24 protein-coding genes are annotated in these 26,628 nt (G+C 42.2%); 16 read left to right on the top strand and 8 right to left on the bottom strand.

Going from position 1 to position 26,628, the window contains the following annotated elements:
• Positions 1–45 precede the first annotated feature (45 nt).
• Complete coding sequence (tsf, locus tag ACWQ4X_RS09300) at positions 46–921, bottom strand: translation elongation factor Ts (protein ID WP_100241035.1); 876 nt, start codon at positions 919–921, stop codon at positions 46–48.
• Between the two features lie 144 nt (positions 922–1,065).
• Positions 1,066–1,818: a 30S ribosomal protein S2 gene (rpsB, locus tag ACWQ4X_RS09295; protein WP_100241034.1), complete on the bottom strand. Its 753-nt coding sequence runs from the start codon at positions 1,816–1,818 to the stop codon at positions 1,066–1,068.
• Between the two features lie 208 nt (positions 1,819–2,026).
• Here rpsB and map point away from each other — a divergent pair, with 208 nt between their 5' ends.
• The 7 genes from map (at position 2,027) to ACWQ4X_RS09260 (ending at position 9,885) form a co-directional block, all read left to right on the top strand.
• Positions 2,027–2,872 carry a type I methionyl aminopeptidase gene (gene map, locus ACWQ4X_RS09290; RefSeq protein ID WP_457903431.1) on the top strand — a complete coding sequence of 282 codons (846 nt, stop codon included), beginning with the start codon at positions 2,027–2,029 and terminating at the stop codon, positions 2,870–2,872.
• 307 nt (positions 2,873–3,179) lie between these two features.
• Entirely contained in the window at positions 3,180–4,250 is a 1,071-nt protein-coding gene (locus ACWQ4X_RS09285; protein ID WP_457903430.1) for an OmpW/AlkL family protein, read from the top strand.
• 428 nt (positions 4,251–4,678) lie between these two features.
• Positions 4,679–6,025, top strand: a complete 1,347-nt coding sequence (locus tag ACWQ4X_RS09280; protein WP_457903429.1) for an MFS transporter — start codon at positions 4,679–4,681, stop codon at positions 6,023–6,025.
• 92 nt (positions 6,026–6,117) lie between these two features.
• Entirely contained in the window at positions 6,118–7,332 is a 1,215-nt protein-coding gene (locus tag ACWQ4X_RS09275) for an alginate export family protein (protein WP_457903428.1), read from the top strand.
• Between the two features lie 143 nt (positions 7,333–7,475).
• Complete coding sequence (locus ACWQ4X_RS09270; RefSeq protein WP_457903427.1) at positions 7,476–8,687, top strand: MFS transporter; 1,212 nt, start codon at positions 7,476–7,478, stop codon at positions 8,685–8,687.
• Positions 8,680–8,817 carry a hypothetical protein gene (locus tag ACWQ4X_RS09265; RefSeq protein ID WP_457903426.1) on the top strand — a complete coding sequence of 46 codons (138 nt, stop codon included), beginning with the start codon at positions 8,680–8,682 and terminating at the stop codon, positions 8,815–8,817. The genes ACWQ4X_RS09270 and ACWQ4X_RS09265 overlap by 8 nt, the downstream gene beginning before the upstream one ends.
• 108 nt (positions 8,818–8,925) lie before the next feature.
• Entirely contained in the window at positions 8,926–9,885 is a 960-nt protein-coding gene (locus ACWQ4X_RS09260) for a TauD/TfdA dioxygenase family protein (RefSeq protein WP_457903425.1), read from the top strand.
• A gap of 71 nt (positions 9,886–9,956) precedes the next feature.
• On the opposite strand, the gene sthA is transcribed toward ACWQ4X_RS09260, so the two are convergent.
• Positions 9,957–11,372 (bottom strand): Si-specific NAD(P)(+) transhydrogenase, encoded by a 1,416-nt coding sequence (sthA, locus tag ACWQ4X_RS09255; protein ID WP_100241028.1) that lies wholly within the window; start codon positions 11,370–11,372, stop codon positions 9,957–9,959.
• A gap of 195 nt (positions 11,373–11,567) precedes the next feature.
• Between sthA and lipA the strand changes: the two genes are divergently transcribed.
• Positions 11,568–12,581 carry a lipoyl synthase gene (gene lipA / locus ACWQ4X_RS09250; protein WP_100241027.1) on the top strand — a complete coding sequence of 338 codons (1,014 nt, stop codon included), beginning with the start codon at positions 11,568–11,570 and terminating at the stop codon, positions 12,579–12,581.
• Positions 12,582–12,665: 84 nt separating this feature from the next.
• Here the strand turns inward: lipA and ACWQ4X_RS09245 are convergent, their stop codons facing one another.
• Positions 12,666–12,923: a hypothetical protein gene (locus ACWQ4X_RS09245; protein ID WP_142769159.1), complete on the bottom strand. Its 258-nt coding sequence runs from the start codon at positions 12,921–12,923 to the stop codon at positions 12,666–12,668.
• Positions 12,924–13,231: 308 nt separating this feature from the next.
• Between ACWQ4X_RS09245 and ACWQ4X_RS09240 the strand changes: the two genes are divergently transcribed.
• Both ACWQ4X_RS09240 and ACWQ4X_RS09235 read left to right on the top strand, forming a co-directional pair.
• Positions 13,232–13,918, top strand: a complete 687-nt coding sequence (locus tag ACWQ4X_RS09240) for a hypothetical protein (protein ID WP_457903424.1) — start codon at positions 13,232–13,234, stop codon at positions 13,916–13,918.
• A gap of 21 nt (positions 13,919–13,939) precedes the next feature.
• Positions 13,940–14,227 carry a hypothetical protein gene (locus ACWQ4X_RS09235; RefSeq protein WP_142769160.1) on the top strand — a complete coding sequence of 96 codons (288 nt, stop codon included), beginning with the start codon at positions 13,940–13,942 and terminating at the stop codon, positions 14,225–14,227.
• 127 nt (positions 14,228–14,354) lie between these two features.
• On the opposite strand, the gene ACWQ4X_RS09230 is transcribed toward ACWQ4X_RS09235, so the two are convergent.
• Together ACWQ4X_RS09230 and ACWQ4X_RS09225 are read right to left on the bottom strand one after the other, a co-directional pair.
• Positions 14,355–15,140, bottom strand: a complete 786-nt coding sequence (locus ACWQ4X_RS09230) for a 3-hydroxybutyrate dehydrogenase (RefSeq protein ID WP_457903423.1) — start codon at positions 15,138–15,140, stop codon at positions 14,355–14,357.
• Positions 15,141–15,198: 58 nt separating this feature from the next.
• Positions 15,199–16,626: a GntP family permease gene (locus ACWQ4X_RS09225; protein WP_457903422.1), complete on the bottom strand. Its 1,428-nt coding sequence runs from the start codon at positions 16,624–16,626 to the stop codon at positions 15,199–15,201.
• Between the two features lie 503 nt (positions 16,627–17,129).
• Between ACWQ4X_RS09225 and ACWQ4X_RS09220 the strand changes: the two genes are divergently transcribed.
• The 5 genes from ACWQ4X_RS09220 (at position 17,130) to ACWQ4X_RS09200 (ending at position 21,334) form a co-directional block, all read left to right on the top strand.
• Positions 17,130–18,023 (top strand): LysR family transcriptional regulator, encoded by an 894-nt coding sequence (locus ACWQ4X_RS09220; RefSeq protein WP_457903421.1) that lies wholly within the window; start codon positions 17,130–17,132, stop codon positions 18,021–18,023.
• Positions 18,024–18,234: 211 nt separating this feature from the next.
• Entirely contained in the window at positions 18,235–18,936 is a 702-nt protein-coding gene (locus tag ACWQ4X_RS09215; protein ID WP_457903420.1) for a CoA transferase subunit A, read from the top strand.
• A 2-nt stretch (positions 18,937–18,938) separates the two neighbouring features.
• Positions 18,939–19,595: a CoA transferase subunit B gene (locus ACWQ4X_RS09210; protein WP_457903419.1), complete on the top strand. Its 657-nt coding sequence runs from the start codon at positions 18,939–18,941 to the stop codon at positions 19,593–19,595.
• 83 nt (positions 19,596–19,678) lie between these two features.
• Entirely contained in the window at positions 19,679–20,860 is a 1,182-nt protein-coding gene (locus ACWQ4X_RS09205; RefSeq protein WP_457903418.1) for a thiolase family protein, read from the top strand.
• 84 nt (positions 20,861–20,944) lie between these two features.
• Positions 20,945–21,334 (top strand): carboxymuconolactone decarboxylase family protein, encoded by a 390-nt coding sequence (locus ACWQ4X_RS09200; protein WP_457903417.1) that lies wholly within the window; start codon positions 20,945–20,947, stop codon positions 21,332–21,334.
• 54 nt (positions 21,335–21,388) lie between these two features.
• Here ACWQ4X_RS09200 and ACWQ4X_RS09195 read toward each other — a convergent pair whose 3' ends face one another.
• Entirely contained in the window at positions 21,389–21,514 is a 126-nt protein-coding gene (locus ACWQ4X_RS09195) for a KGW motif small protein (protein WP_267285525.1), read from the bottom strand.
• Between the two features lie 245 nt (positions 21,515–21,759).
• Here ACWQ4X_RS09195 and ACWQ4X_RS09190 point away from each other — a divergent pair, with 245 nt between their 5' ends.
• Positions 21,760–22,596, top strand: a complete 837-nt coding sequence (locus tag ACWQ4X_RS09190; protein WP_457903416.1) for an alpha/beta hydrolase — start codon at positions 21,760–21,762, stop codon at positions 22,594–22,596.
• Positions 22,597–22,646: 50 nt separating this feature from the next.
• On the opposite strand, the gene purL is transcribed toward ACWQ4X_RS09190, so the two are convergent.
• On the bottom strand, positions 22,647–26,480 hold the full coding sequence (gene purL / locus ACWQ4X_RS09185) for a phosphoribosylformylglycinamidine synthase (RefSeq protein ID WP_457903415.1): 3,834 nt from the start codon (positions 26,478–26,480) through the stop codon (positions 22,647–22,649).
• Between the last annotated feature and the right edge of the window lie 148 nt (positions 26,481–26,628).

Here is a 26,628-nt window from a genome sequence, read left to right as displayed (position 1 = left end):
CGATATAAAAAAAGCCCCAAATGGGGCTTTTTTTGCAAAATTAGATTATTTTGCAGCAGCTTGAGCAGCAGCAACTTCTTCAGCAAAAGAAAGTTCCGCTTTTTTCTCAATACCTTCACCCACTTCGAAACGAACGAATTGAGCTACAGTTGTACCAGTCGCTTTCAATACTTCAGCAACTTTCTTGTCGTTGTCGATTACGTACATTTGACGCTCAAGAACAACTTCGTTCAAGTATTTCTCAACTGAACCAGTTACCATTTTCTCAACGATGTTTGCTGGCTTACCAGATTCAATCGCTTTCGCTTCTGCAATTTCTTTCTCTTTCGCGATAAGATCAGCAGAAACGCCTTCAGCAGTTACAGCAACTGGGTTGAACGCAGCAACGTGCATTGCAACGCCTTTACCAGTTTCAGCAGAACCTGTGTAAGCAACTACAACACCAATTTTTAAACCGTGTTTGTAAACTGCAAGGTTTTCACCTTCAACAATTTTAGCACGACGTACTTGGATGTTTTCACCGATTTTTTGAACAAGAGCGATACGCGCTTCTTCAACAGTAGCACCATCTTCAAGTTTAAGTTCAGCAATTTTAGCAGCATCAGTTTCGCCAGCAGCAAGTGCAGCAGCAGCAACTTTAGCAGAGAAACCAGCAAAGTTTTCGTCTTTAGCAACGAAGTCAGTTTGGCAGTTTACTTCTAAAAGAATTGCTTTGTTGCCTTCTTGAGCGATAGTGATCGCGCCGTCAGCAGCGATGTTACCCGCTTTTTTAGCAGCTTTAGCTTGACCAGATTTACGAAGGTTATCAATCGCTAATTCGATGTCACCGTTCGCTTCTGTTAATGCTTTTTTACATTCCATCATTGCTAAACCAGTACGGTCACGCAATTCTTTAACCATGCTTGCAGTAATAGCAGTCATGTGAATCTCCTAAAAATCGGTAGAAAATGAATTCTTTTTAGAACAGAAACGGCCCAGAGGGATGCTCATGGGCCGTCTGCATACATGACGCTTACTTTGCCACCATCACATGTCGCAAAAATGACAAGCTTGCGTCAAAACGCATTAAGCCTCAGGAGCTTCTTTAGCAGCTTCGTCGCCTTTTGCTTGTGCATTTGCTTGAGTTTGAGCGTACTCTTTACCAGCAAGGATCGCATCAGCCATAGCAGAAGCGTAAAGTGTTACTGCACGGATCGCATCGTCATTACCCGGGATAACGAAATCAACGTTGTCTGGGTTAGAGTTTGTATCAACGATACCGATTACAGGAATACCAAGGTTTTTAGCTTCTTTAATCGCGATTGATTCGTGGTCAACGTCGATTACGAATAATGCGTCAGGTAAACCACCCATGTTTTTAACGCCGCCTAAAGCACGTTCAAGTTTTTCCATCTCACGAGCGCGTTCTAAAGCTTCACGTTTAGTAAGCTTAGCGAAAGTACCGTCTTGAGATTGAGTTTGAAGGTCTTTTAAACGGTTGATAGATTGGCGAAGTGTTTTCCAGTTCGTCAACATACCACCTAACCAACGGTGATCTACATATGGTTGACCAGCGCGTTGAGCTTGTTCACGGATGATGTTTGAAGCAGCACGTTTAGTACCAACGAACAATACTTTGTTCTTTTTGCTTGCAAGATTGTTAACAAAGTTCAAAGCATCATTTAACGCAGGAACAGTGTGCTCAAGGTTGATGATGTGAATTTTGTTACGAGCACCAAAGATGTATTGACGCATCTTTGGGTTCCAGAAACGAGTTTGGTGACCGAAGTGAGCGCCTGCTTGAAGAAGGTCGCGCATGCTTACGTTGTAATCTGCCATTTTCTTTACCTTAAAGTTTGGGTTAGGCCTCCATATATCCGCATTCTCCACCCTTAAAGGGCACCCAGAGTAATGTGTCGATATATGTGCGGATTTTTACCCATTTGAATCAAATGACTCGTGAAGATATTCACGAAAAAGCATTTGATAAAATGGGCGGCTATTTATACCATAGTCACATACAAATTTCCAAAAGTTTTTAGAGATCATGAACACAACTTATCAAGCTCCCCGTCGATTAATTAAAACTGCCGATGAAATTGAAAAAATGCGCGTGGCAGGACGACTGGCGGCGGAAGTGTTGGATATGATCAAACCGCATATCAAACCAGGGGTAACGACTCTCGAATTAGACACGATTTGTCACGATTATATTGTGAACGTGCAAAATGCGATCCCTGCATGTTTAGGTTATGGCGCGGCACCGGGTCGTCCAGCGTTTCAACATACCATCTGTACTTCAGTCAACCACGTGGTGTGTCACGGTATACCATCTGAAAGCAAAATCTTGAAGAAAGGCGATATCTTAAATATTGACGTGACTGTGATTAAAGACGGTTTCCACGGCGATACCAACATGATGTACGTGGTGGGTGAAGAAACTTCTATTCTTGCAGACCGTTTATGTAAAGTCGCACAAGAAGCGATGTATCGTGGTATTGCAACGGTTAAGCCGGGTTCAACCATTGGTGATATTGGTTTAGCCATTCAGAAATACGTTGAGTCAGAGCGTTTTAGCGTTGTTCGTGAATATTGTGGTCACGGTATTGGCACTGTATTCCATGATGAGCCACAAGTCTTGCATTATGGTCAAGGCAACAGCGGTATGATCCTTGAAGAAGGCATGACCTTTACCATTGAGCCAATGGTCAATGCAGGTGTATGGCAAACTAAATTGCTGGGTGACAAATGGACGGTTGTGACCAAAGATCACAAACTTTCTGCACAATATGAACACACAATTTTAGTGACCAAAGACGGCGTTGAAATTTTAACTGCGCGTCCTGAAGAAGATTTATCTCGTTTTCAGTCCGAAAACGTGTCATTGGCTTAAAAACTAAGTCAGTGGTCAAAAAGGTCACCTTCGGGTGATCTTTTTTTATATTCAAAACCAACAAATCAAAACCATTTTATTCTTTATCTTTAATTACTTATAAAATATTCAGATCGACCACTTTAAATCACTATACAACTTTTTGAAATAACACAATTGATTGACAGGTAACAGAATCATAAAAAAATCACGGTAATTTTCACAATTTTTTAAAACTATTCCTGTTCGAAAACAACAGTTTTCTTTTGCTTCAATATTGAATAATGCCCCTGAATAAAAATGATGAAAAATGGACATGGAGTCCCCTATGCAAAAATCAGGATTGGCGTTTTCAGTCGCTATTGCCCTTATGCCTACAATTAGCCAAGCAAAATCTCCATATTTTAGCCTGCAAGATGGAGATGGTTTCAAGCGCTTCTCTATTTCCGTGGGTGCACTGCACGTTATGCCTCAAGGACAGGCACAACCCTTTCGAGTCAATACTGCTGTTGCAGAAGGTGAAACAGCAGATGTCGGTAGCATTCAAGCACAAACCGTTTTAGACAATATTCGCCCAGACAGCGAAGTGAATCCCCTACTCAAAGCAACACTTGAAGGTTTGGCAGCAATTGATGCGCCTGTACCTTCAAGTCTAAGTGGCACCGCTGAAATACACGGTTTGAGTCAATGGGATAATGCAGGTACTGGACTTGAAGCTGACGATGTCACCACTTTGGGTATTATGAGTAATTATTTCTTTACGGACCATGTTTCCTTAGAGGTGAAAGCGGGCATTCCCCCCAAAGTTGATTTACAAGGTCAAGGAAAAATCTATGCGCCCTTTTCTGCGATTGCCAGTCCATTGGGGGGTGCTTTGGGACAACTCGAATTGGAAAATGATATTTTAATTACCGATTTGGCTGCACATGGGGCTGCCGCTTCGGCTCGGGCATGGACCCCTGCATTTGAATTGCAATATCACTTTGGCAAAACTGGGGTGAATAAATTTCGTCCCTATATTGGTTTGGGCGTGATGTATGCCTATTTCAATGAACTTGAAATGAATCCACGTATTGAACAAGACTTAATTGCCGCTGGTCATATGATTGCCAATATTAAAGAAGGTCATGCGGGCGCATCTTTAGAAGCTAAAACCAGTTCAGCCAATCCTCAAGTTGACCTTGAAGCCTCCGATGCCTTTGCACCGATTGCCACTGTTGGATTCACCTATGATTTTAATGCCAATTGGTTTGCTGTCGGCTCAGTCAGTTATGCACAGCTCAGCAATGACACCACCATTACAGTGACCGATGCAAAACTCGGTGAACTGATCCGTTCCAAAGCCGATATAGAAATCAATCCGATTCTGGCCTATGCAGGGATTGGTTATCGTTTTTAAAACTTAAACCGCTGAGATTCCACATCTATATGATATTTATTAAAATATTATAAATGTAGTGAAATATCTATGCGGTTTTACCCAGCGCACTCATTCTCTAAAGTGCATTGTTATGATGCACTTTAACTGAATACGTTAAAGAATGAATTATTTTTGATCAAATTTCATTCATCTATATTTAAAAATTTCATCTCACTGTTTAGCCTGATACCAACTCATTTTCATGAGCAGACTCAAGCATTTAATCGCAGTATGGGCTGAATAAAGGTTCCATTAGCAATTTTGGCATATTGCTTGCATTTTAATCTACAAGATGAATCAACGCAGATTCACACAGTAAATAGACGGCCAACGATGTCCGTTCTGATCGGATTACAAGCCACTTGAAAAGCTTGTAAACAAAATGACGCTCAGTTCAGGGGATGGTTATGTCTTCAACAATAAACAGCGACGCTAAAAAAGCGACTCAAATTAAACTTTTCAGTTTCTCTACACCTGCGATGCGTGCTTTCCATATGTCATGGTTAGCATTTTTTGTCTGCTTCTTTGCATGGTTCGCCTGTGCACCATTGATGCCTGTGATTAAAGGCGAATTCAATTTAACCAAAGATCAAATTGCCAATATTAATATTGCGGCTGTTGCCATCACGATTTTAATTCGACTAATCGTTGGACCCTTGTGTGATAAATATGGCCCCCGTAAAACCTACACCGCGCTGTTACTCTTAGGCAGTATTCCTGTGTTTGGTGTTGCTGCAGCCAATACTTATGAATCCTTTTTATTTTTCCGTTTGCTGATTGGTGCGATTGGCGCAAGTTTTGTGATTACGCAATATCACACCAGCGTAATGTTTGCACCGAATGTGGTGGGTACAGCCAATGCAGCTACCGCAGGTTGGGGCAACGCAGGTGGTGGTGCGACTCAAGCCTTAATGCCTCTAATTTTGGGTGCAATCTTAATGTTTGGCGTTGAGCAAACCATGGGCTGGCGCATTGCCCTCTTGGTACCAGGCGTGATGATGGTGATTGTCGGGATCTTATACTGGAAATTTACCCAAGACTGCCCACAAGGGAACTTTAAAGAACTCCGTGCACAAGGTATTGAAGTAGGCAGCGGTAAAAAAGGCAGCACCGCTATTCTTTTACAAGCTGCACGTAACTATCGCGTTTGGATTCTGTTTGTCTCATATGCTGCTTGTTTTGGGATTGAGATCTTTATCCATAACATTGCAGCCATGTATTACACCGAACACTTCAACATGGGGCTAAAAGAAGCAGGACTTGCTGCGGGGATCTTCGGTTTATTGGCACTGTTTGCGCGTGCCTTAGGCGGCATCGTTTCAGACAAAGTCGCAATTGCAAAAGGTTTGGATGGACGCACCAAAGTGCTCTTTACCTTTGTCTTGCTTGAAGGCTTATTCTTAATCCTGTTCTCTCAAATGAACACTGCAGTATTGGCGATTATCAGCATGACAGTATTTGCACTGTTCACCCATATGGCGTGTGGCGCAACTTATGCACTGGTTCCGTTTATTGACCGTGATGCCTTAGGCGGTGTCGCTGGAATTATTGGTGCGGGCGGTAATGTCGGCGCAGTGGCAGCAGGCTTCCTCCTCAAAGGACTGTTAGATGTACAATCCTGCTTGTTTATCTTAGGTGGTTTGGTCACTTTGGCTGCCTTTAGTGTCATTTTGATTCGCTTCACTGTCGAACATAAAGCAAAAGAAAAACAACTCTTTGAACAGGCTGTTCTCGAACGCAACAGCATGGCTTAAATCTTCCAAATTTGGGGAATGGTAGAGCACTCGTCTCCTTCCCCCATCTTCCTTGCTCAAAATCTTAGACCTTTATACTTCAGGGAATTTCAATGAAATTACGTATGCTCTCTGTGCTTTCGCTCGCCCTCATTTCCTTAAATTCGGCGTCCGCTGCTGATGATTTCTTTTCCCAAACCAAATTTGGCTTGGACACACGCTTACGTTATGAAATGGTCGATCAAGACAATCAATTAGAAAATGCTGATGCTGTTACGCTTCGTATTCGCCCCTCCATTCAAACCGGCAGTTGGCATGGTTTCAGCGGCTTTGTGCAAGGTGAAGGCACAATTGAATTAAATGATCAGTTCAACAGCACACGAAATGCGGAAACAACCTATAACAGTGTGCCTGATCCTGAAAACCTGCAACTGAATCAGCTCTATTTAAAATATGCCAGCAATCCAAAACTAGATTTAACCCTAGGTCGTCAACTCATCAATTTGGACAATCAACGTTTTGTCGGTTCGGTTGCATGGCGTCAAAATGATCAGACTTTTGATGCTGTGGCGCTGAATCTAAAACCACTGACCAACATTGGGTTGTATTATGCTTATATCAATCAAGTGAATACGATTTTTGGGAGTGAAAATCCTGAACCGAAATATGTGCGGGCACAGGATGGCGAGCAAGACAGTGATATTCATTTGATTCAAGCCAAATGGAATTACTCGCCTGCCTTAAATATGACCACTTACGGTTATCTTATGGATTTTAATGATTTACCCGCTTGGTCCAATCAGACTTATGGACTGCGTGTGACAGGAAAAATCAAAAATCTGCGTTATGTTGCTGAGTATGCCAAACAATCTGAATATGCCGATCAGCCGATTAATTATGATGCTAACTATTACACCGTAGAACTAGGATATAGTCTCGCGGCTAGCAATCCTTTGGGTGAAGTCGCACTGGGTTACGAAGTTCTTGGCAGTGATCATGGTCAAATTGGTTTTCAGACGCCATTGGCAACCAAACACAAATTTAATGGCTGGACAGATGTTTTTCTGAATACCCCTGCCAACGGTTTAACCGATCTTTATCTCAGTTCAAGCCTAAATATTCTGCGCCAAGTGAAATTGGCTACGGAATACCATCATTATCGTAGTGATGAATACAGTCTGGATTATGGACAAGAATATGCCGTGTCATTTACCCATCCACTCCCTCTAAAAGGTCTCTCTGCACTGGCTAAATTTTCAAGCTATCAAGCTGAAGATTATGGGGTAAATACCGATAAATTCTGGCTACAACTAGATTATAAATACTGATTGAATGCTCCGTCCGTTCTACGCTAATAACGGACGGAGCCTGCTTTATTACACTTTTCAAATATTTCATTCAAATATCGAATTTTATCGATCTATTGCGTACAATATCGAGCAATCCTCATTATTGTCGTGCAAAAGCTGCTATGTCTGATAGTCAATTTTCCAAGCCATTGATTTATATGCTCATGGGAAGTGCAATTATTTTGGCACTTTCATTGGGTGTAAGACATGCTTTTGGTCTGTATTTGGTTCCCATGAGCCACGAGTTTGGCTGGGGGCATAATGTTTTCAGTTTGGCCATTGCCCTACAAAACCTGATTTGGGGTGCGGTACAGCCTGTCACGGGTGCTTTTGCGGATAAATATGGCAGTAAAATCGTGGTAACAGTGGGCGGTGTGCTCTATGCCATCGGGTTGCTGTTGATGTCAGTCAGTTCAACAGGCTTAATGCTAAATATCAGTGTGGGATTGATTTTAGGTTTGGCATTATCTGCAACCTCTTTCCCTGTGTTGCTTTCTGCCGTTGGACGTGCAGCCCCCCCCGAAAAACGCAGTCTTGCCATGGGAATTGCCAGTGCGGCTGGCTCCTTTGGGCAATTCATTATGTTGCCGTCGACCTTGTTACTCTTACAAAGTATTGGTTGGTCCGCGGCATTGGTCGTGAGTGCCATTTTAATTGCGCTCATTGTGCCACTGGCGTGGATGCTTAAAGCACCGATGTATGTTGCGCCAAATGCCCAAACATCTGCTGCTCCTGCGCTGACATTTAAACAGATTCTCAACATAGCCAAAGCACATAAGCCGTTTTGGTTCTTGGCTTTAGGCTTTTTGGTCTGCGGCTTTCAGGTGGTATTTATTGGCATTCACTTACCAGGCTATTTAATAGATCACGGCTTTGACGCCACCACTGGCACCATCTTCCTTGCCTTGGTGGGATTATTTAATATCTTCGGGACTTACGGCGCGGGCTGGTTAGGCGGAAGATTTTCCAAACCGAAACTACTCATGGGCTTATATGCACTGCGTGGTGTTGCCATGATTGCCTTTTTAGCTTTACCACTCAGCACTTGGACCGTGTATAGCTTCGGCATCATTATGGGGCTATTATGGTTATCTACCGTGCCGCTGACTAATGGTATTGTTGCGAATATGTTTGGCATTCGCTATTTGTCGATGCTGAGTGGTATTGTATTTTTCACTCATCAAGTTGGCTCATTCTTTGGCGGATGGCTTGGCGGTGTCAATCATGACATGACAGGCAATTATCAAGCGGTCTGGATGATTTCAATTGCGCTCAGCGTCTTAGGTGTCTTGGTGCATTTCTTTGTCGATGAAAAGGCGGTGGTTCATGAATAATCCATCTCTATTTTGGCTAAAGACTTCTATCAGCCTAGTCATACTAGGACTGATCATTACGGCCATTGCACTCTGGCTACAAACTCCACAGCTGTTTGAATACTTTAACCAAGCCTTTTGCCCGCATTAATCTCTTAAATCGCTCACTCGATTTTTCATAAACTCAGCATTTATTGTTATTTCAAAAAATGCTGAGTTTTTCATAATTTAAAACAACAATAAATTTAGAGCTACAATAATGACCAGCCTGACTCAACTCTCTCAAGCCATTCATGATGCACCGCAATGGCATATTCCCGATGCCTTTCAAGCGAGTAATGAAATTCAAATTACCCCATTGAAAGACCAAGCTTTAGGTGCGGTGGTGACAGGCTTAGATGCACGCAAAGCCCAATCTGGTGAAACCATTTATCGGCTCAAGCAAGCTTTAGCAGAACACCTCATTTTAATCTTTAAACAACAAAGTCTGGATGATCTGCAATATTTGGCTTTTGCCAGTTATTTTGGCGCAATTTTCCGCCCAAGTGCTGACAATCCTGTTCTGGCAAGCCAATCCGATACAGGCACACCGCCCGATGTAGTTCCTGTTTCAAATGCAGTGGGACAAGGCGACTACACAGGTCATGGTGAACTCAGCCCACATGCCGATCATCAATGGACTCCTTTGCCTTCATTTGGTTCATTACTGTATGCGATTGAATTACCTCAATCTGGCGGTGAAACCAGCTGGTATAATACTATTCAAGCGTATGATGCACTGATGCCTGAACTCAAAACCCATATCGATCAGCTTCAACTCATCACTTATAACCCTTTTGTCCGAGCCAACAGCAATAAAGGCTCAGACAACTATGCCAATAATAGTCCCTATTATCGCTTTAAGGATCAACCCATTTTAGGACATGCCTATCCGCATCCTCTCGTCCGCACGCATCCTGAAACTGGACGTAAGGCCTTGTGGTTAAACACGCGCTCAGAAGTGGAATTGCTTAATTATGATGATGCCGCAGGCAGTGCACTGATCGCACAACTGCGCAAACACATCTTAAAACCTGAGTTTCGTTATGATCATGCTTGGGAAACTGGCGACATTGTGTTTTGGGATAACCAAGTGACCTTGCATTCTCGAACGCCCTTCCCCTCTGAGCAGCGTCGCCTGTTAAAACGCATCAGTCTGTCAGGTGCTCGCCCTTTTTAGAGCTTTGGATATGTGTTCTTGAAATAAAAAAGCCCATCATGATGATGGGCTTTTTACAGAAACCTAATTACTTAGAACAGACGGTTCATACCATTTAAGGTCGCTACACGGTAAGCTTCCGCCATGGTCGGATAGTTAAATGTGGTTTCCACAAAATACTTGATGGTATTGTTTGGACTATTCATCACAGCCTGACCAATGTGAATAATTTCCGCAGCGTTATTACCAAAGCAATGTACACCTAAAATTTCCAAAGTATCGCGGTGGAACAGAATCTTTAATTCGCCCACGGTATCGCCTGTAATTTGTGCACGTGCCAAATGGCGGAAAGACGCCTGCCCCACTTCGTACGGGATTTTTTCTTCAGTTAACTGCTGTTCGTTCTTACCAATTGAAGAAATTTCTGGAATGGTATAAATCCCTGTTGGAATATCTACCACAGGCTGAACACCCTCTTCACCACTCATGTTTGCACCCGCGCAACGACCTTGGTCATAGGCAGCAGATGCCAATGAAGGCCAGCCAATCACATCACCCGCGGCATAGATGTTTTCAACTTCGGTTTGGTACTGATCATTGACCATAATTTGACCGCGGCTGTTTGGGGTAATCCCAACATTTTCCAGCCCAAGACCATCGGTATTGCCTGAACGACCGTTACACCACAAAATCGCATCGGCTTTAATTTTCTTACCACTGAGCAAATGCATCACCACGTGATCATCAAAAGTTTCAAGGTGATCAATCTGTTCGTTATGGCGAATCAACACACCCTGCTCACGTAAGTGATATGACAAGGCATCAGAAATTTCATCATCTAAATAGCTGAGCAATTTCATTTGAGTGTTGATCAAATCAACTTTGTGATCTAAACCAATGAAGATAGACGCATATTCACAGCCAATGACACCAGCGCCATAAATAATGATTTTCTGAATTGAGAAATCCAAATCCAAAATTTTGTCTGAATCAAATACACGTGGGTGATTGAAATCCAACATTGCTGGACGGTATGGACGACTACCCGTCGCAATCACCAACTGTTTAAACATGATGGTTTCTTTTACCCCTTCAGAGGTAAACACCAATACTGTATTTGCATCTTGGATATACGCACGACCGTGGAAAATATCAATTCTATTACGGTCATAAAAGCGTGAGTGGGTATCGACTTGTTGTTGAATCACTTTGTGCGCATTACGCAACACTTGCTTCATGGTGAACTGTTTCCAATCCCCAACTTTTTGGAACATTGGATCACGTTGGTAACGAATAATGCTCGATACCGTTTGACGTAAAGCTTTACTTGGAATTGTCCCAACGTGGGTACAGTTCCCCCCTAATTGCTCACGCATATCAATAATTGCAACACGCTTGCCCGATTTGGCAAGTTTCATTGCCGCGCCTTCACCAGCAGGGCCCGAACCGAGAACAACCGCATCGTATTTTACGAAAGTTCCACTAACGACCTCTTTCTTACGTGGCATTCAACGCTCCTTTTCTATAAATCTGTGTCTATTTTCGCTCTATTATGACTGAAAATAGGTGACTTTGCTGTATTTCATAGTCATATATTGAGTGATAACGACATTTAGAAAATGAATAGTGTTTTCGCCCTATCAATGTGCAATTCCGTTATAATGTGGTCATATCTCTCCGTGTAAACAGTGGAATAGTTGAATATGTCTGAAAGCCGTAAACCTGAACAGGGTGTTAAACTTCGTGGTGCAGAAAAAGTCTCACGTATTCCTGTCAAAGTTGTTCCTACGGTTGAAGTGCCTCGCAAGCCAGACTGGATTCGTGTCAAGATGACAGCGCCTGAGGAAGTTCAACGCATTAAAACAACACTCCGTGCGCAAAAATTACATACCGTTTGTGAAGAAGCAGCTTGCCCGAATTTACCTGAATGTTTCGGTGGTGGTACAGCAACCTTCATGATTATGGGCGACATTTGTACCCGTCGTTGCCCGTTCTGTGATGTAGCACATGGTCGTCCAAATGCGTTAGACCCAGATGAACCACGCCATATGGCTGAAACCATTGCAAACTTAGGTTTAAAATATGCCGTAATTACTTCCGTAGACCGTGATGATCTACTGGATGGTGGTGCTCAGCACTTTGTGGATTGTATTAAAGAAGCACGCAGCTTAAGCCCGAAAACCTTGTTGGAAATTTTGGTGCCTGACTTCCGTGGTCGTATGGATATTGCTTTACGCATCATGACGGAATGTCCGCCTGATGTGTTTAACCACAATATTGAAACTGTGCCACGCTTATATAAAGCCATGCGCCCAGGTTCAGATTATCAGCACTCTTTAACCCTGCTGAAAATGTTTAAAGAATACTGCCCTGATGTGCCAACCAAATGTGGTTTGATGGTGGGTATTGGTGAAACTGAAGAAGAAGTGATTGCTTTATTAGATGACTTACGTGCCCATGATGTGGACTACGTGACCATCGGTCAATATTTACAGCCTTCTAAAGAACATGCACCAATTGACCGTTTTGTCAGCCCAGAAGAGTTTGAACGCTATGCAGAACATGGTCGTAAACTTGGCTTCAGAAATATCTGGTCTGCGCCTATGGTACGTTCAAGCTATTTTGCAGACCGTCAATACTATGGCGAACCTGTACCTGAAGTACGTCGTAAAGTTGATCCTGCCAAAAAAATTGCAGTACAAACCATTGAAGCTTAATTAAAGCTTGAATTGGAAAAACCCTTTAAATTTAAGGTTTAAAGGGTTTTTTATTGCCTAAAACTAATACATAGATGCCTGATCCTAAATCCAATAAACATTAAAGCTGTAGAAAAATTCATTCACTTCAAAACGTACTTGGTACCCCAATTGAGTCAATTCAGCCGAAAGTTCCCGAATCTCATTTAAGGGCAAATGTTTCGGTAAAACCGCAAACACGGCCGTATTTCCTTGCTGGGCGCTTTCTTCTATTAATTTGGCAAGCCGCTCTTTATATAAATTGATATCTAACTTGGCAGTTGCTGAAAGAATTTTTGCCTGATCTGCTGTAATAAAACTCATCGTTGTTCTCATTATAGTGATGCGTAATTTTTAATCATAGCAAATGAAAAATAGAGAAACGAGAGATTTCGAATGACATTTTCCCTAAATCATCAAGTTCATTTCCTGTGCAAGACTGAACAACATACGACCTTAAAATTCACCATTCCTTACATCTCCTAACGCATTATAAACAGCATAAAATTGCTTAAATTGTGATTAAAAAATAAACTAATCATATAACAAAAAAATGGAGCTCAAGAATGATCCTTCGCAAGAAACAACTCCTGACCAGTTTATTCATGTAGGTTTGCTTACTGCAAACACCCATGCTTATGGCGGCAAGTGATATGCGCACTGAACAAGTCCAATTTAAGAAAGGCACCTCCAGTGCTGTTATTTCTTCCTCCATCAAAGGCTATGAAATTGTGGACTATGAACTCCGTGCGAATGCAGGACAAGTCATGAATACCAGTTTAGCCACCAAGCATGGCGCCACCTATTTCAATATTTTGGCACCTGGGGAAAATGAAACTGCCATGTTTGTAGGCTCTTCAAGTGGTAAACAATTTGAAGGCGTCTTACCTAAAACTGGCATATATAAGATTCGGGTTTATATGATGCGCTCAGCAGCTCGTAGAAATGAAGTTGCCTCATATCGTTTAGAAATTATAATTAGTGGCAAGGCGACGCAAACCACCTCACATGATGCCAAAGTGGCAGGCACCCCCTACCATGCGACTGGTAAAATTCCTTGTACTGCAATGTCTGGACAACCGATGGGAACTTGCCAATTTGGGGTAAAACGCCAAGGCAACGGTAATGCTTTCGTTACAGTGACACATAACAATGGCAAAAAACGCGTCATCATTTTCCAAAATGGACGAGCTACTGGATATGATCAAAGTCAGGCTGACCATCCAAAATTTAGCAGCAGTAAAGATTCCGACCTAAATATCATTAAAATTGGCTCGGAACGCTATGAAATTCCTGATGCCGTGGTTTATGGTGGATAACTTAGGATTGAGGAGGTTTCCATGCATTTTCTAGCAAGCCTACTGGTGGGGAAACCTCTTTCTATTTTCTTAATTGCGGTTGCATTTTTTATTGCTTATTTGATTGTTCGTAATTTTAGCCACAGACGTCGTGCCAAATATTTAGGCATCACGACCATCTTCTGGCTACTCTATGCTGCATGGGAATTACTAATTAAAATCAAAACACCAGATGCCGATATCCGTGTCGATCTACTGGTGATTTGGCCTGTGATTTTTGTTCTGTCTCTATTTTCAATTATTCTGTTGTTTTTTAAATGTGAAAAATAAAACCGATATCCATAAACATAAAAAAGAACCAGTCGTTGCTGACTGGTCAAGGAAAAACAACGACTCCATCTTAAGAAAGATCAATCCTTAAATGGCTGTATGAAGTCATTGCGAATGAATATTTTGATTATTGTGCGGTGTATCCACCATCCATTACCACAGCTTGGCCTGTAATGCCTGCACCTTTGTCACTGGCTAGGAAAATGGCATAGTCAGCAATTTCCTCTACGCTCAATAAACGTTTTTGTGGAACCATCGCCAAAATCACATCTTCAAGTGCAGAGTCCAAACTTACATTACGTGTTTTAGCCAAATCAGCAATTTGACCGCGTACCAACGGTGTATCCACATAGCCTGGGCAAAGTGCATTCACGGTAATGCCATCACGGGCACATTCTAAAGCCGCAACTTTGGTTAAACCAATCACACCATGTTTCGCGCTGTTGTAACCCGCTTTGCCAGCAAATCCAATCAAGCCATTAATCGAAGCCATGTTAATAATACGACCCGATTTCTGCGCTTTCATAATGGGAAAGGCATGCTTAATCCCAATAAAAGAACCCGTCAACATCACCTGAATCAGTTTTTGATAGACTGCGGTTGGAAATTCCTCAATTGGGGCAACGTGCTGGAAACCTGCATTATTAATCAGAATATCCAAAGTCCCGAAAGTCGCTTGAGTTAACTCAATTGCAGCTTGATACTGTGCTTCATCGGTTACATCACAAGGTGCAGAAAGTACCTGAAAACCTTGTGCATTTAGTGCGTCTGCTGTTTCCTGACATTTTTCTGCATTCATGTCTGAAATCACCACTTTTGCCCCTTCTTGGGCAAATTTTTTGGCAATTTCTAAACCAATCCCGCTGGCTGAACCTGTAATAAATGCAACTTTATTTTCTAACTGCAAACTCATTACTTACTCCTTTTAGGCCTGAGCTAAATGATTAGGTACAGGCGCTATCAATCTGATCTTAAACAATGCCGAAAATGGTAAATGCTGCAATCACCACAAATACTGCTGTGGTTTTGATGATGGTGACAGCAAAGATATCTTTATACGATTGCTTGTGCGTTAAGCCTGTCACCGCAAGCAAGGTAATGACTGCACCATTATGCGGTAAAGTGTCCATACCGCCTGATGCCATAGACACCACACGGTGCATCACTTCTGGTGGAATGCCTGCCGCTAAAATCGCTGCGTTGTATGTATCCGCCATCGCACTCAAGGCAATACTCATACCGCCAGAAGCAGAACCGGTAATCCCCGCCAAGACCGTCGTGGTCACTGCACCATTCACCAATGGATTGGTAAAGGTTGAGCTTAAACCGTGACTGATCAATGCAAAGCCTGGTAATGCCGCAATAATCGCGCCGAAACCATATTCAGAAGCCGTGTTCATCACCGCAAGTAAAGCACCGCTGATACTGGTGTTTACCCCATCTTTGAATTGCTCAATAACACGTTTGTAGTCATATAAAAATGCACTGATAATGCCGACAATTAATGCCAAGCCAACCGCCCAAATTGCACCTGTTTTGGCAACATCTACAGTGTAGTTCGCCAAACCAATGGCATTGAAATCAAAGCCATTTGGATACCATTTTGGAATAGCCGTGGATAAAAATTTGTTCATCACAGCAACTAAAATGAGCGGAACAAAAGCCAGAGCTTGACGCGCTTTAGAACCATTCGGTGTATCTAAAATATTCGATGTTGTTGCAGTAGATTCAGATGGTAGCTGTGCACTGGCAAATCCTGCATAGCCCTCACCTGCTTGTGCAGCTACACGACAACGCCATTGTAGGTACAACAAACCCATACATAGAACAAAAATGGCACCAATAATCCCTAAGAAAGGCGCTGCATAAATATTGGTTCCAAAGAACGTGGTCGGAATCACGTTTTGAATTTGTGGCGTACCCGGTAAGGCATCCATGGTAAAAGTAAACGCACCAAGTGCAATGGTTCCCGGAATGAGACGTTTCGGAATATTCGCCTCGTGGAACAATTGATTTGCAAATGGATATACGGCAAACACCACCACAAACAAGCTCACACCACTATAAGTCAAAATTGCGCCTAACAATACAACCGTTAAGATTGCACGTTTAGCCCCAATTAAACTAACAATGGTTTTCGCAATCGAGGAGGCAATCCCCGACATTTCCACCACTTTTCCGAAAATCGCACCCAATAAGAACACCAAGAAGTAATCTTTAATGAAGTTCACCATCTTTGGCATGAACACGCCTGAATAGAATGGCAATACATGGTTGGGTGCAATTAAAAATACAGCAAGCAAGGCACAGAGGGGTGCCATGAGAATGACCGAGAATCCTTTATAGGCTGTGTACATCAACAAGCCTAACGACAGCAGGATGACAAATAAATCCCACATATTCTTTTCTCCCTGATAAAGAATACATAAGGGTGCACACATTGCGCAAACAATGTGATAGACCTTTATTTTTTGACCGAAAAATATGCTTAATTTTATTAAGAGTTATCCTAAACCCTTTATAAAAACAACAAGCAGAAATATTTTTTACTACCACTTATAGTATTTAAAAAAATATCATCAAAAAATAAAAAAACAACATTTAAATAGAGCATATAATAAAAATTAATTAGTATAATTATCTATATCAACCACTTAAAGATAAAAATAAATCACAATTATAATATATTTAAAAATATGATTAATTGTTTTAAAAAACTCATTAATCATATTTTTATAATATAAAAACAACCCCAGTTAATATTAAAATTTATTATAAACATTAAAGCATAAATAAATTTAATCTCCTGTAACTGCATTGTTTTTTTGCTTTTCATGTGAAAAAGGATCAAAATTAAGCCAGCTCGCTTTCTTCGCCTAAACCCCTTGGTACATTTCTGCTCATGACCTTAAAACAATTAAAAGCCTTTCTTGCCCTCGCACGTAGTTTGAACTATGCCAATGCATCGAATGAACTGCATCTGAGTCAGTCTGCCTTGAGCCTAACCATCAAAACCCTAGAGGAAGAATTGGGCGGGAAATTATTTAAGCGTAATACACGTCGGGTCGAGCTTACCTTTGAAGGAAAATCACTGATTCCCTATGCCAAAAAATTACTGGCGAATTGGGAGGATATGGAGAAAGACGTCAAACAACGTTTTAAGCTACAACGCGGCACGCTCAGTATTGCCTCTATGCCCTTTGTCACGCATGCCATCATGCCCAATGTAATTCAAAATTTTTTGACCTTACACCCGAACATCAATTTTTCAATTCATGACATTACCAATGAAAAAATTATTGAAAATGTATTGGATGGCATTTTTGAACTTGGCATCTGTTTTGAACCACAACAGGTCGACACCTTAGAATTTCTGCCCTTGTTCAATGAAGACTTTCTTGCACTGTTACCCAAAAACCACCCTTTAGCCGATGCCAAGTCACTGACATGGAAAGCGCTTTGTGCCAATCCTTTTGTCACCCTGCAACAACCCTCGATTGTGCGTCACTTGATTGAGGAAAACTGCAACAAAAACAATATCCAACTGGACTTAAAACTGGAGTGTCACCAAATCAGTTCCTTATCCAGCTTTGTGGCGCTCGGCATCGGAGTCAGCGTCATTCCGCGGCATTTCCAGCAATTTATTGATACGGATAAAAATGTGTTGATTGAATTACAAGATCAGGACTTGATTAAGCCTGTTGGAATTATCTATAAAAAGAATTTTGAGATTTCCAATATTACGGCACAGTTTATCGAAACCTTAAAACAGTATAATTACAATAATCATATATAGATTAATGCTTTAGATTGGATAAATAGATTATCCCCTGCACATACTCATTCTTGAATTACAAGATTCAGCCGTCTTTTATGCTGAATCTTGGCTGTTTTTACTCCATTATTGAGTTTTTCTGATTAACTGTTTGAAATTTTCAACTTCATTCTACGCCAGTACGGTGCTAATAATGAGTTCATACAAACCTAAGGGATTTAGAGAAGTTGATATGAATAAGTTATATTCAAATGCCACACTTGCTTTGCAAGATGTCGTTAAAAATGGACAAACGATTGCAGTCGGTGGTTTTGGCTTATGTGGTATTCCTGAAGCCTTGATTGAAGCGCTCAAACAAACTGGGGTAAATGAGCTTACGTGTATTTCCAACAATGCTGGCGTGGATGATTTCGGTTTAGGCAAATTACTACAAACCAAACAAATTAAAAAAATGATTTCATCTTATGTGGGTGAAAATAAAGAATTTGAACGCCAATATTTAAATGGTGAACTCGAAGTTGAACTCACCCCGCAAGGCACACTGGCAGAAAAATTACGTGCTGGTGGTGCAGGCATCCCTGCTTTCTTCACGCAAACAGGTGTGGGTACGCTAATTGCCGAAGGTAAAGAACAACGCGAATTTGATGGTAAACCCTATATTCTTGAAAACGCATTAACGGCAGATGTCGCCTTGGTTAAAGCTTACAAAGCGGATAAAGCAGGCAATTTAATCTTCCGTAAAACGGCACGTAACTTTAATCCTGAATGTGCAATGGCAGGTAAATTTACCGTGGTTGAAGTGGAACAGGTGGTTGAAATTGGTGAACTCGATCCAGATGACATCCATTTACCAGGTATCTATGTCAATCGCATTATCTTGAATGCCACCCCAGAAAAACGCATCGAACAATTAACCATTAAGCAGGAGGCTTAATCATGGCTTGGACACGCAATGAAATGGCTGCACGTGCTGCGCTAGAACTTGAAGATGGATTTTACGTGAATCTTGGTATTGGTTTACCGACGTTGGTTGCCAACTACATTCCAGAAAAAATCAATGTTTGGTTACAGTCTGAAAATGGTTTATTGGGCATTGGTGAATTCCCAACTGAAACAACAGTGGATGCAGACCTAATCAATGCAGGTAAACAAACCGTTACTGCACGTAAAGGTGCTGCCTTTTTCTCAAGTTCAGAGTCTTTTGCCATGATTCGTGGTGGACATGTCAACATTGCCATCTTGGGTGCCATGGAAGTGTCTGAACAGGGCGACCTAGCCAACTGGATGATTCCAGGCAAGAAAGTTAAAGGCATGGGCGGTGCAATGGACTTGGTTGCTGGGGTACAAAAAGTGGTTGTTCTGATGGAGCACTGTGCCAAAGATGGTAGCCCTAAAATTGTAGCGCAATGTGCCCTGCCACTCACAGGTCAAGGTGTGGTCAATCGGATTATTAGTGATTTGGGCGTGATGGACATTACCCCACAAGGTATAAAACTGATTGAACTGGCGAAAGATGTCAGCTTAGAACAAATTCAAGCAGTTACAGGCGTACAATTGATTGTCGATGACATTCAAGAAACTGTAAGTGCATAAATTAGATTGTTTAAAGCAGCTTCGGCTGCTTTAATTTTGACTCAACAAGAATGGAACACAGATATAAATACACGGAGATAAATATGAATAAAGACATCGTCATTGTTGCTGGTAGCCGTACCGCGATGGGAAGTTTTCAAGGTGCATTATCAAGTCTTTCAGCCCCAGAACTTGGCGCAGCCGTTATTCAGGATACATTAAAGCGCGCAAACCTCGCCGCTCAAGATATTGATGAAGTGATTATGGGTTGTGTATTGCCAGCAGGTTTAAAGCAAGGTCCAGCTCGCCAAGCCATGCGTCTTGCTGGTGTGCCTGATCATGTCGGTGCAACCACCATCAACAAAATCTGTGGTTCTGGTATGAAAGCCGTGATGCAAGCTGCCGATGCCATTTGTGCAGGCAATGCAGAAATTGTAATGGCGGGTGGCATGGAATCTATGAGTAATGCGCCTTACTTACTGCCAAAGGCACGTTCGGGCTACCGTATGGGTCATGGCAACGTGATAGACCACATGTTCCAAGAAGGTTTGGAAGATGCAGAAACAGGTCTTTCCATGGGTGTGTTGGCGCAAAAAATGGCCGATAAAAAAGGCTATACCCGTGAGCAACAAGACCAGTTTGCCATTCGTTCTTTAACTCGTGCGCAAACCGCAATTCAAAATGGTTTTTTGCAAGCCGAAATTGCACCTGTTACTGTATCTAGCCGTAAAGGTGATGTGGTTGTGGCGCAGGATGAAAATCCGTTTAATGCCAATATTGATAAAATTCCAAACCTACGTCCTGCCTTTGCCAAAGATGGTACCATCACCGCTGCCAACTCAAGCTCTATTTCAGATGGTGCATCTGCAATGTTGGTGATGTCGGCTGAACAGGCTGCAGATCGTGGTTTAACTCCACTGGCACATATTCGCGCTACGGCAACCAACTCTCAACATCCTTCTGAATTTACCATTGCGCCTGTAGCTGCCATTGAAAAAGTGCTGAAAAAAGCAGGCTGGTCTGTGGAAGATGTGGATGTATGGGAAATTAATGAAGCCTTTGCCATGGTCACCATGGCTGCTATTGATGCTTTCCATCTTGACCCTGAAAAAGTGAATGTCAACGGTGGTGCATGTGCACTGGGTCACCCATTGGGTTCATCTGGCTCACGCATTATCTTAACCTTAATCTATGCATTAAAGCGTTTAGGTAAAAGTAAAGGCATCGCTGCACTGTGTATTGGTGGTGGTGAGGCGACTGCAATTGCAGTGGAAATTGTCGCTTAAGGCAATATTTCTGAAAAACGATACAGATCAAAGTGATAAAAGGTTAAACTTTTATCACTTTTTTAATGAAGAAGAGTGACACAGATGTCTCAGCAAGATTATGAAAATGGATTAAAAGTACGCACAGAAGTGATGGGTGAAAGTTTTGTTAGACGCGCCCAAGACAACACCGTACCTTTTACTCAGCCACTACAAGATTGGATTAATGAACATGCTTGGGGCTCGACTTGGCAACGTGAAGGTGTGTTGCCGCGTAAATACCGCTCACTGATTACCATTGCTTTTTTAACTGCACAAAAAAGCCCGACTGAACTGAAAGGGCATGTTCGTGGTGCACTGAATAATGGTGCAACGGTAGAAGAAATTCAGGAAGTGCTGCTCCACAGCTTACCTTATTGTGGCGCTCCTGCTACGCAAGAAGCTTTCCGTGCTGCTTTAGAAGTCATTACTGAATACCAAAATAACAATACATAAATGACAGATGCTTTAGCGACCTCTATTAAGACGCTAAAGCATTGATTTTAAATCCTACATATTTTGTGTCATTGCATAGCCAAGGATTAAACTCAATTGCAGCGCAACGACAATCGCAAACCACTTCCAGCCTTTTTGCTTTAGCACGATCTTATTCGGATATGTTGCTGTTTTTATCATTCTCTATCTCCAATACATTTTTATTGCTAAAAAGAAAGAAACATCTATTTCGATTATTTATTAAGCAAATTCTACACCAACTTTTTCACTTCGTGCTTGCACAAGAGTGTTTCAAACTATATTTTCCAAATTTAAAATAATAGCTAAATAGAATATTTAGAAATGATAAAATTTAATCCATAACAATAAACTTTGTGATCATTATGAAGCACAAATCTTTTTTCGCTTTATTTCTGCTTATGCTGATGGGCACTCAACTTTGTTATGCCGATTTCTTTCAAAATCTTGAGATTTTTCAAAGAAAAAATACGACCAGCAATATTGCGTATGGCTCGGACGCCTTACAAAAACTTGATGTCTATTTACCTAAATCTCGCGCACAAAAATCATCGAATCAGACATTAGCGCCTATTTTATTGGTTGTTCATGGTGGAGCATGGAGTATTGGTGATAAAGCCCATCAGGGTTTAATTCAACATAAAGCAGATTATTGGAACAAACAAGGTTGGGTAGTCATTTCATTGAATTATCGCTTAGTGCCAAGTGTCACAGTGCAACAGCAGACGCAAGATATTGCCGATGCACTGAATTTTGTACAGAAGAATGCCTCAAATTGGCAGGCAGATCCTCAGAAAATCATGATTATGGGGCACTCGGCTGGGGCACACTTGGTCACCTTACTGTCTACCCGTCCCAAATGGATCAGTAATTTTCCACAACCGTGGAAAGCCACCATAGCTTTAGATAGTGCTGCCTATGACGTAGAAGCCATCATGTCGAATCAACATGCACAATTTTATGACCATGTCTTTGGCTCCTCTCTCGAAGACTGGCGTTTAGTTTCACCCAAAGTACAATTAAGACATCCACTGCCTGCTTTTCTGGCAGTCTGTTCTACCATTCGTCCTGATCAACCATGTGTACAAGCACATTCATTTATACAACAAGCCAAAGATTTAGGTACTTCGACAGCCTATTTACCTCTGCCCTTATCGCATGCAGAGATTAATCGAAACTTGGGGCAAAATAATGACTATACCCGTCAAGTGGATCAATTTATGCAGCAGCATCTACAACAATAATCTTCAAGCAAAAAAAGCCACCCGAAGGTGGCTTTTGAATGAGTTATGGATTAACCAATAAACTTACGTGCGTTACGGAACATACGTAACCATGCACCATCTTCAGTCCACTCTTCAGGTTTCCAAGAATGCTGAACAGCACGGAAATTACGCTCTGGGTGGGGCATCATAATGGTTGCACGACCATCTTTAGAGGTTACACCTGTAATCGCTTCTGGAGAACCGTTCGGGTTCAATGGGTAGTGTTGCGTTGGGTTACCGTGACTGTCGACATAACGTAAAGTCACTTGGTTGCCCGCATTTAACGCAGCCAATTGATCCGCAGTTGCCACCACACGACCTTCACCATGGGCTACTGCAATTGGAAGAATCGAACCTTCCATCCCTTCAAGCAAGACTGAATGTGATTTTTCAATACGAACATTCACGCTACGCGCTTCAAATACTTCAGACGTGTTACGGTGGAAACGTGGCCAAGCATCTGCACCCGGAATTAACGGTGCAAGTTGTGACATCATTTGACAGCCGTTACACACACCTAAAGTGAAGGTTTCTTGACGGTTAAAGAATTTTTCAAACTGATCACGTAAACGTGGGTTGAACAAGACTGATTTTGCCCAGCCGCCACCAGCACCTAAAACGTCACCATAAGAGAAGCCGCCACACGCCACGAGACCTTCAAAGTCGTCCAAATCAACACGACCTGCAAGTAAATCGCTCATGTGCACGTCAACAGTGTTGAAGCCAACTTTGTCAAATGCAGCAGCCATCTCAGTTTGACCATTCACGCCTTGCTCACGCAAAATCACCATGCTTGGGCGACGTAAATTAATAAACGGCGCTTCAACTGGCTCATTCAAATCGAAAGTTGGCTGTGCAATGATGCCCTGATGTGAGTTGTCTGCAATTAAGGCAAATTCTTGGTCAGCCGTTTCAGAGTTATCACGTAAACGTTGAATTTGATGCGATACTTCAGCCCAAGCATGCTGTAAGTCAACACGTGGCAAAGTCAAACCATTGATTGTCAATTGGTCTGTGGTATTCACATAACCCACGACTGAAATCGCATCTTTTAAGCTCGAAGTGGTGACTTCAAGTTGTAACGCTTCCCAATCTTCAGCTTTAATTTGTAAAACCGCACCAATTTCTTCAGCAAATAACGCTGCCGTAGTTTGATTTTCTAATGCCACACCTAAACGTGAAGCAAACATCATTTCCGCAACAGTTGCCAATAAACCGCCATCACCAATGTCATGGTAGGCTTGAATTAAGCCACGGTTGTTCCAGTCTTGAACCACATCAAAGAAGGCTTTGAAGTCAGCAAAACTGTCGACATCTGGCGTCACCGAACCAATCGCTTTATACACTTGCGCAAGGATCGAACCACCTAAACGGAACTGACCTTTAGACAAGTCGATACGTACCAATACAGAATCGGTATTTTTCAATTCTGGAGTTAGCGTTTTACGTACATCATTTACAGGAGCAAATGCAGTAATGACCCCACTCATTGGCGAAGTCACTGACTTGTCCTGACCTTCATCATTCCAAGTGGTACGCATTGAAAGTGAGTCTTTACCGACTGGAATTGCAATCCCTAAAGCAGGACACATTTCCATACCAATCGCTTTTACACCTTCGAACAGGGCTTGGTCTTCACCTTTTTGCCCTGCTGCTGCCATCCAGTTTGCAGACAATTTAATGTCGCTGATCTGTTCGATGTTGGCACACATGATGTTTGAAATGGATTCAGCCACAGCCAAACGTGCAGATGCTGCTGGGTTTAACAATGCCACTGGTGGACGTTCACCCATTGCCATCGCTTCACCGGTGTAACCTTGTAAGCTTGTGGTGGTCACTGCTGCATCTGCAACAGGAACTTGCCAACGACCCACCAACTGATCACGCGCAACCATACCTGTAATTGAACGGTCACCAATGGTGATTAGGAATGATTTAGACGCAACAGTTGGGTTCTTTAATACACGGAAAATCGCGTCTTTCAAGTCCACTTGTGATGCATCAAAATCGTCGCCTTTGCGTTCGATGGTTTCGTATGAACGGCTCATACGTGGTGTACCGCCAAGCATCACTTGCATTGGCATATCCACCGCTTTGTTGTCAAACAATGGATCGTTTACAGTCAATTGACGTGCTTCAGTCGCTTCACCCAATACAGCAAATGGGCAGCGTTCACGCGCACAAATCGATTCAAATAATGCTAAAGATTCTGGTTTGATCGCAAGGACATAACGTTCTTGTGCTTCGTTTGACCAGATCTCCATTGGAGACATACCTGATTCAAGTGAAGGAATCTTACGAAGATCTAAAATTGCACCGAGTTCATGGTCATTCACCAATTCAGGCATCGCATTCGAGATACCCCCCGCACCGACGTCATGTACAGATACGATTGGGTTTTCATTTTCCATGCGCCAGCAAGTATCAATCACTTCTTGGCAACGGCGTTCCATTTCTGGGTTTTCACGCTGTACAGAAGCGAAGTCCAGGCTTTCACCCATGGTACCGCTGTCTACAGATGATGCAGCACCACCACCAAGACCGATCAACATCGCTGGACCACCAAGAACGATCAGTAAATCGCCTGGTTGGATCGCATCTTTTTCGACATGATCAGGACGAATGTTACCGTAACCACCTGCAATCATGATTGGCTTGTGGAAGCCTTTTACTTCGCCATTCACGTTTTGTTCAAAGGTACGGAAATAACCATTTAACGCAGGACGACCAAATTCGTTGTTAAACGCAGCACCACCCAATGGACCTTCAATCATAATTTGAAGAGGAGATGCCATACGAGATGGTTTACCGTAGTTTTCTTCCCAAGGTTGTTCAAAACCAGGAATGTTTAAGTTTGATACGGTAAAGCCGGTTAAGCCTGCTTTTGGTTTACCACCACGACCTGTCGCACCTTCATCACGGATTTCACCGCCTGAACCTGTTGCAGCACCCGCAAATGGTGCAATCGCTGTAGGGTGGTTGTGAGTTTCCACTTTCATCAAGATATGAGCAGCTTGACTCTTATATTTATAAGTATAGTGACCAGTATCTTCGTCTTTTTTCGGATAGAAACGTTGTGTGTCATAACCCACAATCACCGATGCGTTATCTTTATACGCCGATAAAACGTCAGTTGGTGATTCTTTATAAGTGTTTTTAATCATTTGGAACAATGATAGCGGTTGAACTTCACCATCAATGGTCCACTCTGAACCGAAAATTTTGTGACGGCAATGTTCAGAGTTGGCTTGAGCAAACATCATCAGTTCGATGTCATGCGGATTACGACCCAGCTTAATGAATGCTTCAGTTAAATAATCAATTTCTTCATCAGACAACGCAAAACCAAATTCAGAGTTGGCTTGAACCAATGCCTGTTTACCTTGACCCAAAATATCAATTGAGTTTAAAGGTTTTGGTGCAGTTTCCTGAAATAATGCCGTAGCATCTTCAATACTGCTGAATACGCTCTCAGTCATGCGGTCGTGTAAAGCCTGCTTTACTTCATTCGATACTTCAGAAATACCTTTTAAAGTAAACAAAACACCGCGTTCAAGGCGGTGTATCGGGGTATTACAGTTGGCGAAGATATCCGTTGCTTTAGAAGACCACGGTGAAATCGTACCCACGCGAGGTGTCACCAAAATTTGGACTTCATCATTCGCAGCTTGGCGGACTTGGAAGCTTTTGCCTTCATTTAACAATTGTAAAGCAGATTGCTGCTGTTGCTCGTTGAGCGCTTGGTCAAACAGATAGACCCATTGGCTTTCTATTGATTGAACAGAACTAATTGACGCTAGACGTGATAATAGTTGAGTTTTCTTAAAAGAAGAATGTGCTGGTGCACCGGCCACGATAAACATGCTGATTTTGGCTCCACGGGCAAGTCTTTTGAACTTTACCGCAATGTGACTTTGAAGAGAGCACATATTCTACTGTGAAAAGGTAAAATCAGCTAGATAGATAACTCTATTTATGTGACCTATTCCTGTAAGAATTTCACATGTAACC

It is taken from the genome of Acinetobacter sp. NigerLNRRAM0016, assembly GCF_054112845.1.
The sequence above is the reverse complement of the archived record's forward strand: the minus strand, read 5'-3'. Positions and strand labels throughout refer to the sequence as shown.

What these genes read in the sequence shown, in the direction of transcription:
- tsf (WP_100241035.1), bottom strand. Translation starts at nt 921, where the DNA reads ATGACTGCTATTACTGCAAGCATGGTTAAAGAATTGCGTGACCGTACT.
- rpsB (WP_100241034.1), bottom strand. Translation starts at nt 1,818, where the DNA reads ATGGCAGATTACAACGTAAGCATGCGCGACCTTCTTCAAGCAGGCGCT.
- map (WP_457903431.1), top strand. Translation starts at nt 2,027, where the DNA reads ATGAACACAACTTATCAAGCTCCCCGTCGATTAATTAAAACTGCCGAT.
- ACWQ4X_RS09285 (WP_457903430.1), top strand. Translation starts at nt 3,180, where the DNA reads ATGCAAAAATCAGGATTGGCGTTTTCAGTCGCTATTGCCCTTATGCCT.
- ACWQ4X_RS09280 (WP_457903429.1), top strand. Translation starts at nt 4,679, where the DNA reads ATGTCTTCAACAATAAACAGCGACGCTAAAAAAGCGACTCAAATTAAA.
- ACWQ4X_RS09275 (WP_457903428.1), top strand. Translation starts at nt 6,118, where the DNA reads ATGAAATTACGTATGCTCTCTGTGCTTTCGCTCGCCCTCATTTCCTTA.
- ACWQ4X_RS09270 (WP_457903427.1), top strand. Translation starts at nt 7,476, where the DNA reads ATGTCTGATAGTCAATTTTCCAAGCCATTGATTTATATGCTCATGGGA.
- ACWQ4X_RS09265 (WP_457903426.1), top strand. Translation starts at nt 8,680, where the DNA reads ATGAATAATCCATCTCTATTTTGGCTAAAGACTTCTATCAGCCTAGTC.
- ACWQ4X_RS09260 (WP_457903425.1), top strand. Translation starts at nt 8,926, where the DNA reads ATGACCAGCCTGACTCAACTCTCTCAAGCCATTCATGATGCACCGCAA.
- sthA (WP_100241028.1), bottom strand. Translation starts at nt 11,372, where the DNA reads ATGCCACGTAAGAAAGAGGTCGTTAGTGGAACTTTCGTAAAATACGAT.
- lipA (WP_100241027.1), top strand. Translation starts at nt 11,568, where the DNA reads ATGTCTGAAAGCCGTAAACCTGAACAGGGTGTTAAACTTCGTGGTGCA.
- ACWQ4X_RS09245 (WP_142769159.1), bottom strand. Translation starts at nt 12,923, where the DNA reads ATGAGTTTTATTACAGCAGATCAGGCAAAAATTCTTTCAGCAACTGCC.
- ACWQ4X_RS09240 (WP_457903424.1), top strand. Translation starts at nt 13,232, where the DNA reads ATGCTTATGGCGGCAAGTGATATGCGCACTGAACAAGTCCAATTTAAG.
- ACWQ4X_RS09235 (WP_142769160.1), top strand. Translation starts at nt 13,940, where the DNA reads ATGCATTTTCTAGCAAGCCTACTGGTGGGGAAACCTCTTTCTATTTTC.
- ACWQ4X_RS09230 (WP_457903423.1), bottom strand. Translation starts at nt 15,140, where the DNA reads ATGAGTTTGCAGTTAGAAAATAAAGTTGCATTTATTACAGGTTCAGCC.
- ACWQ4X_RS09225 (WP_457903422.1), bottom strand. Translation starts at nt 16,626, where the DNA reads ATGTGGGATTTATTTGTCATCCTGCTGTCGTTAGGCTTGTTGATGTAC.
- ACWQ4X_RS09220 (WP_457903421.1), top strand. Translation starts at nt 17,130, where the DNA reads ATGACCTTAAAACAATTAAAAGCCTTTCTTGCCCTCGCACGTAGTTTG.
- ACWQ4X_RS09215 (WP_457903420.1), top strand. Translation starts at nt 18,235, where the DNA reads ATGAATAAGTTATATTCAAATGCCACACTTGCTTTGCAAGATGTCGTT.
- ACWQ4X_RS09210 (WP_457903419.1), top strand. Translation starts at nt 18,939, where the DNA reads ATGGCTTGGACACGCAATGAAATGGCTGCACGTGCTGCGCTAGAACTT.
- ACWQ4X_RS09205 (WP_457903418.1), top strand. Translation starts at nt 19,679, where the DNA reads ATGAATAAAGACATCGTCATTGTTGCTGGTAGCCGTACCGCGATGGGA.
- ACWQ4X_RS09200 (WP_457903417.1), top strand. Translation starts at nt 20,945, where the DNA reads ATGTCTCAGCAAGATTATGAAAATGGATTAAAAGTACGCACAGAAGTG.
- ACWQ4X_RS09195 (WP_267285525.1), bottom strand. Translation starts at nt 21,514, where the DNA reads ATGATAAAAACAGCAACATATCCGAATAAGATCGTGCTAAAGCAAAAA.
- ACWQ4X_RS09190 (WP_457903416.1), top strand. Translation starts at nt 21,760, where the DNA reads ATGGGCACTCAACTTTGTTATGCCGATTTCTTTCAAAATCTTGAGATT.
- purL (WP_457903415.1), bottom strand. Translation starts at nt 26,480, where the DNA reads ATGTTTATCGTGGCCGGTGCACCAGCACATTCTTCTTTTAAGAAAACT.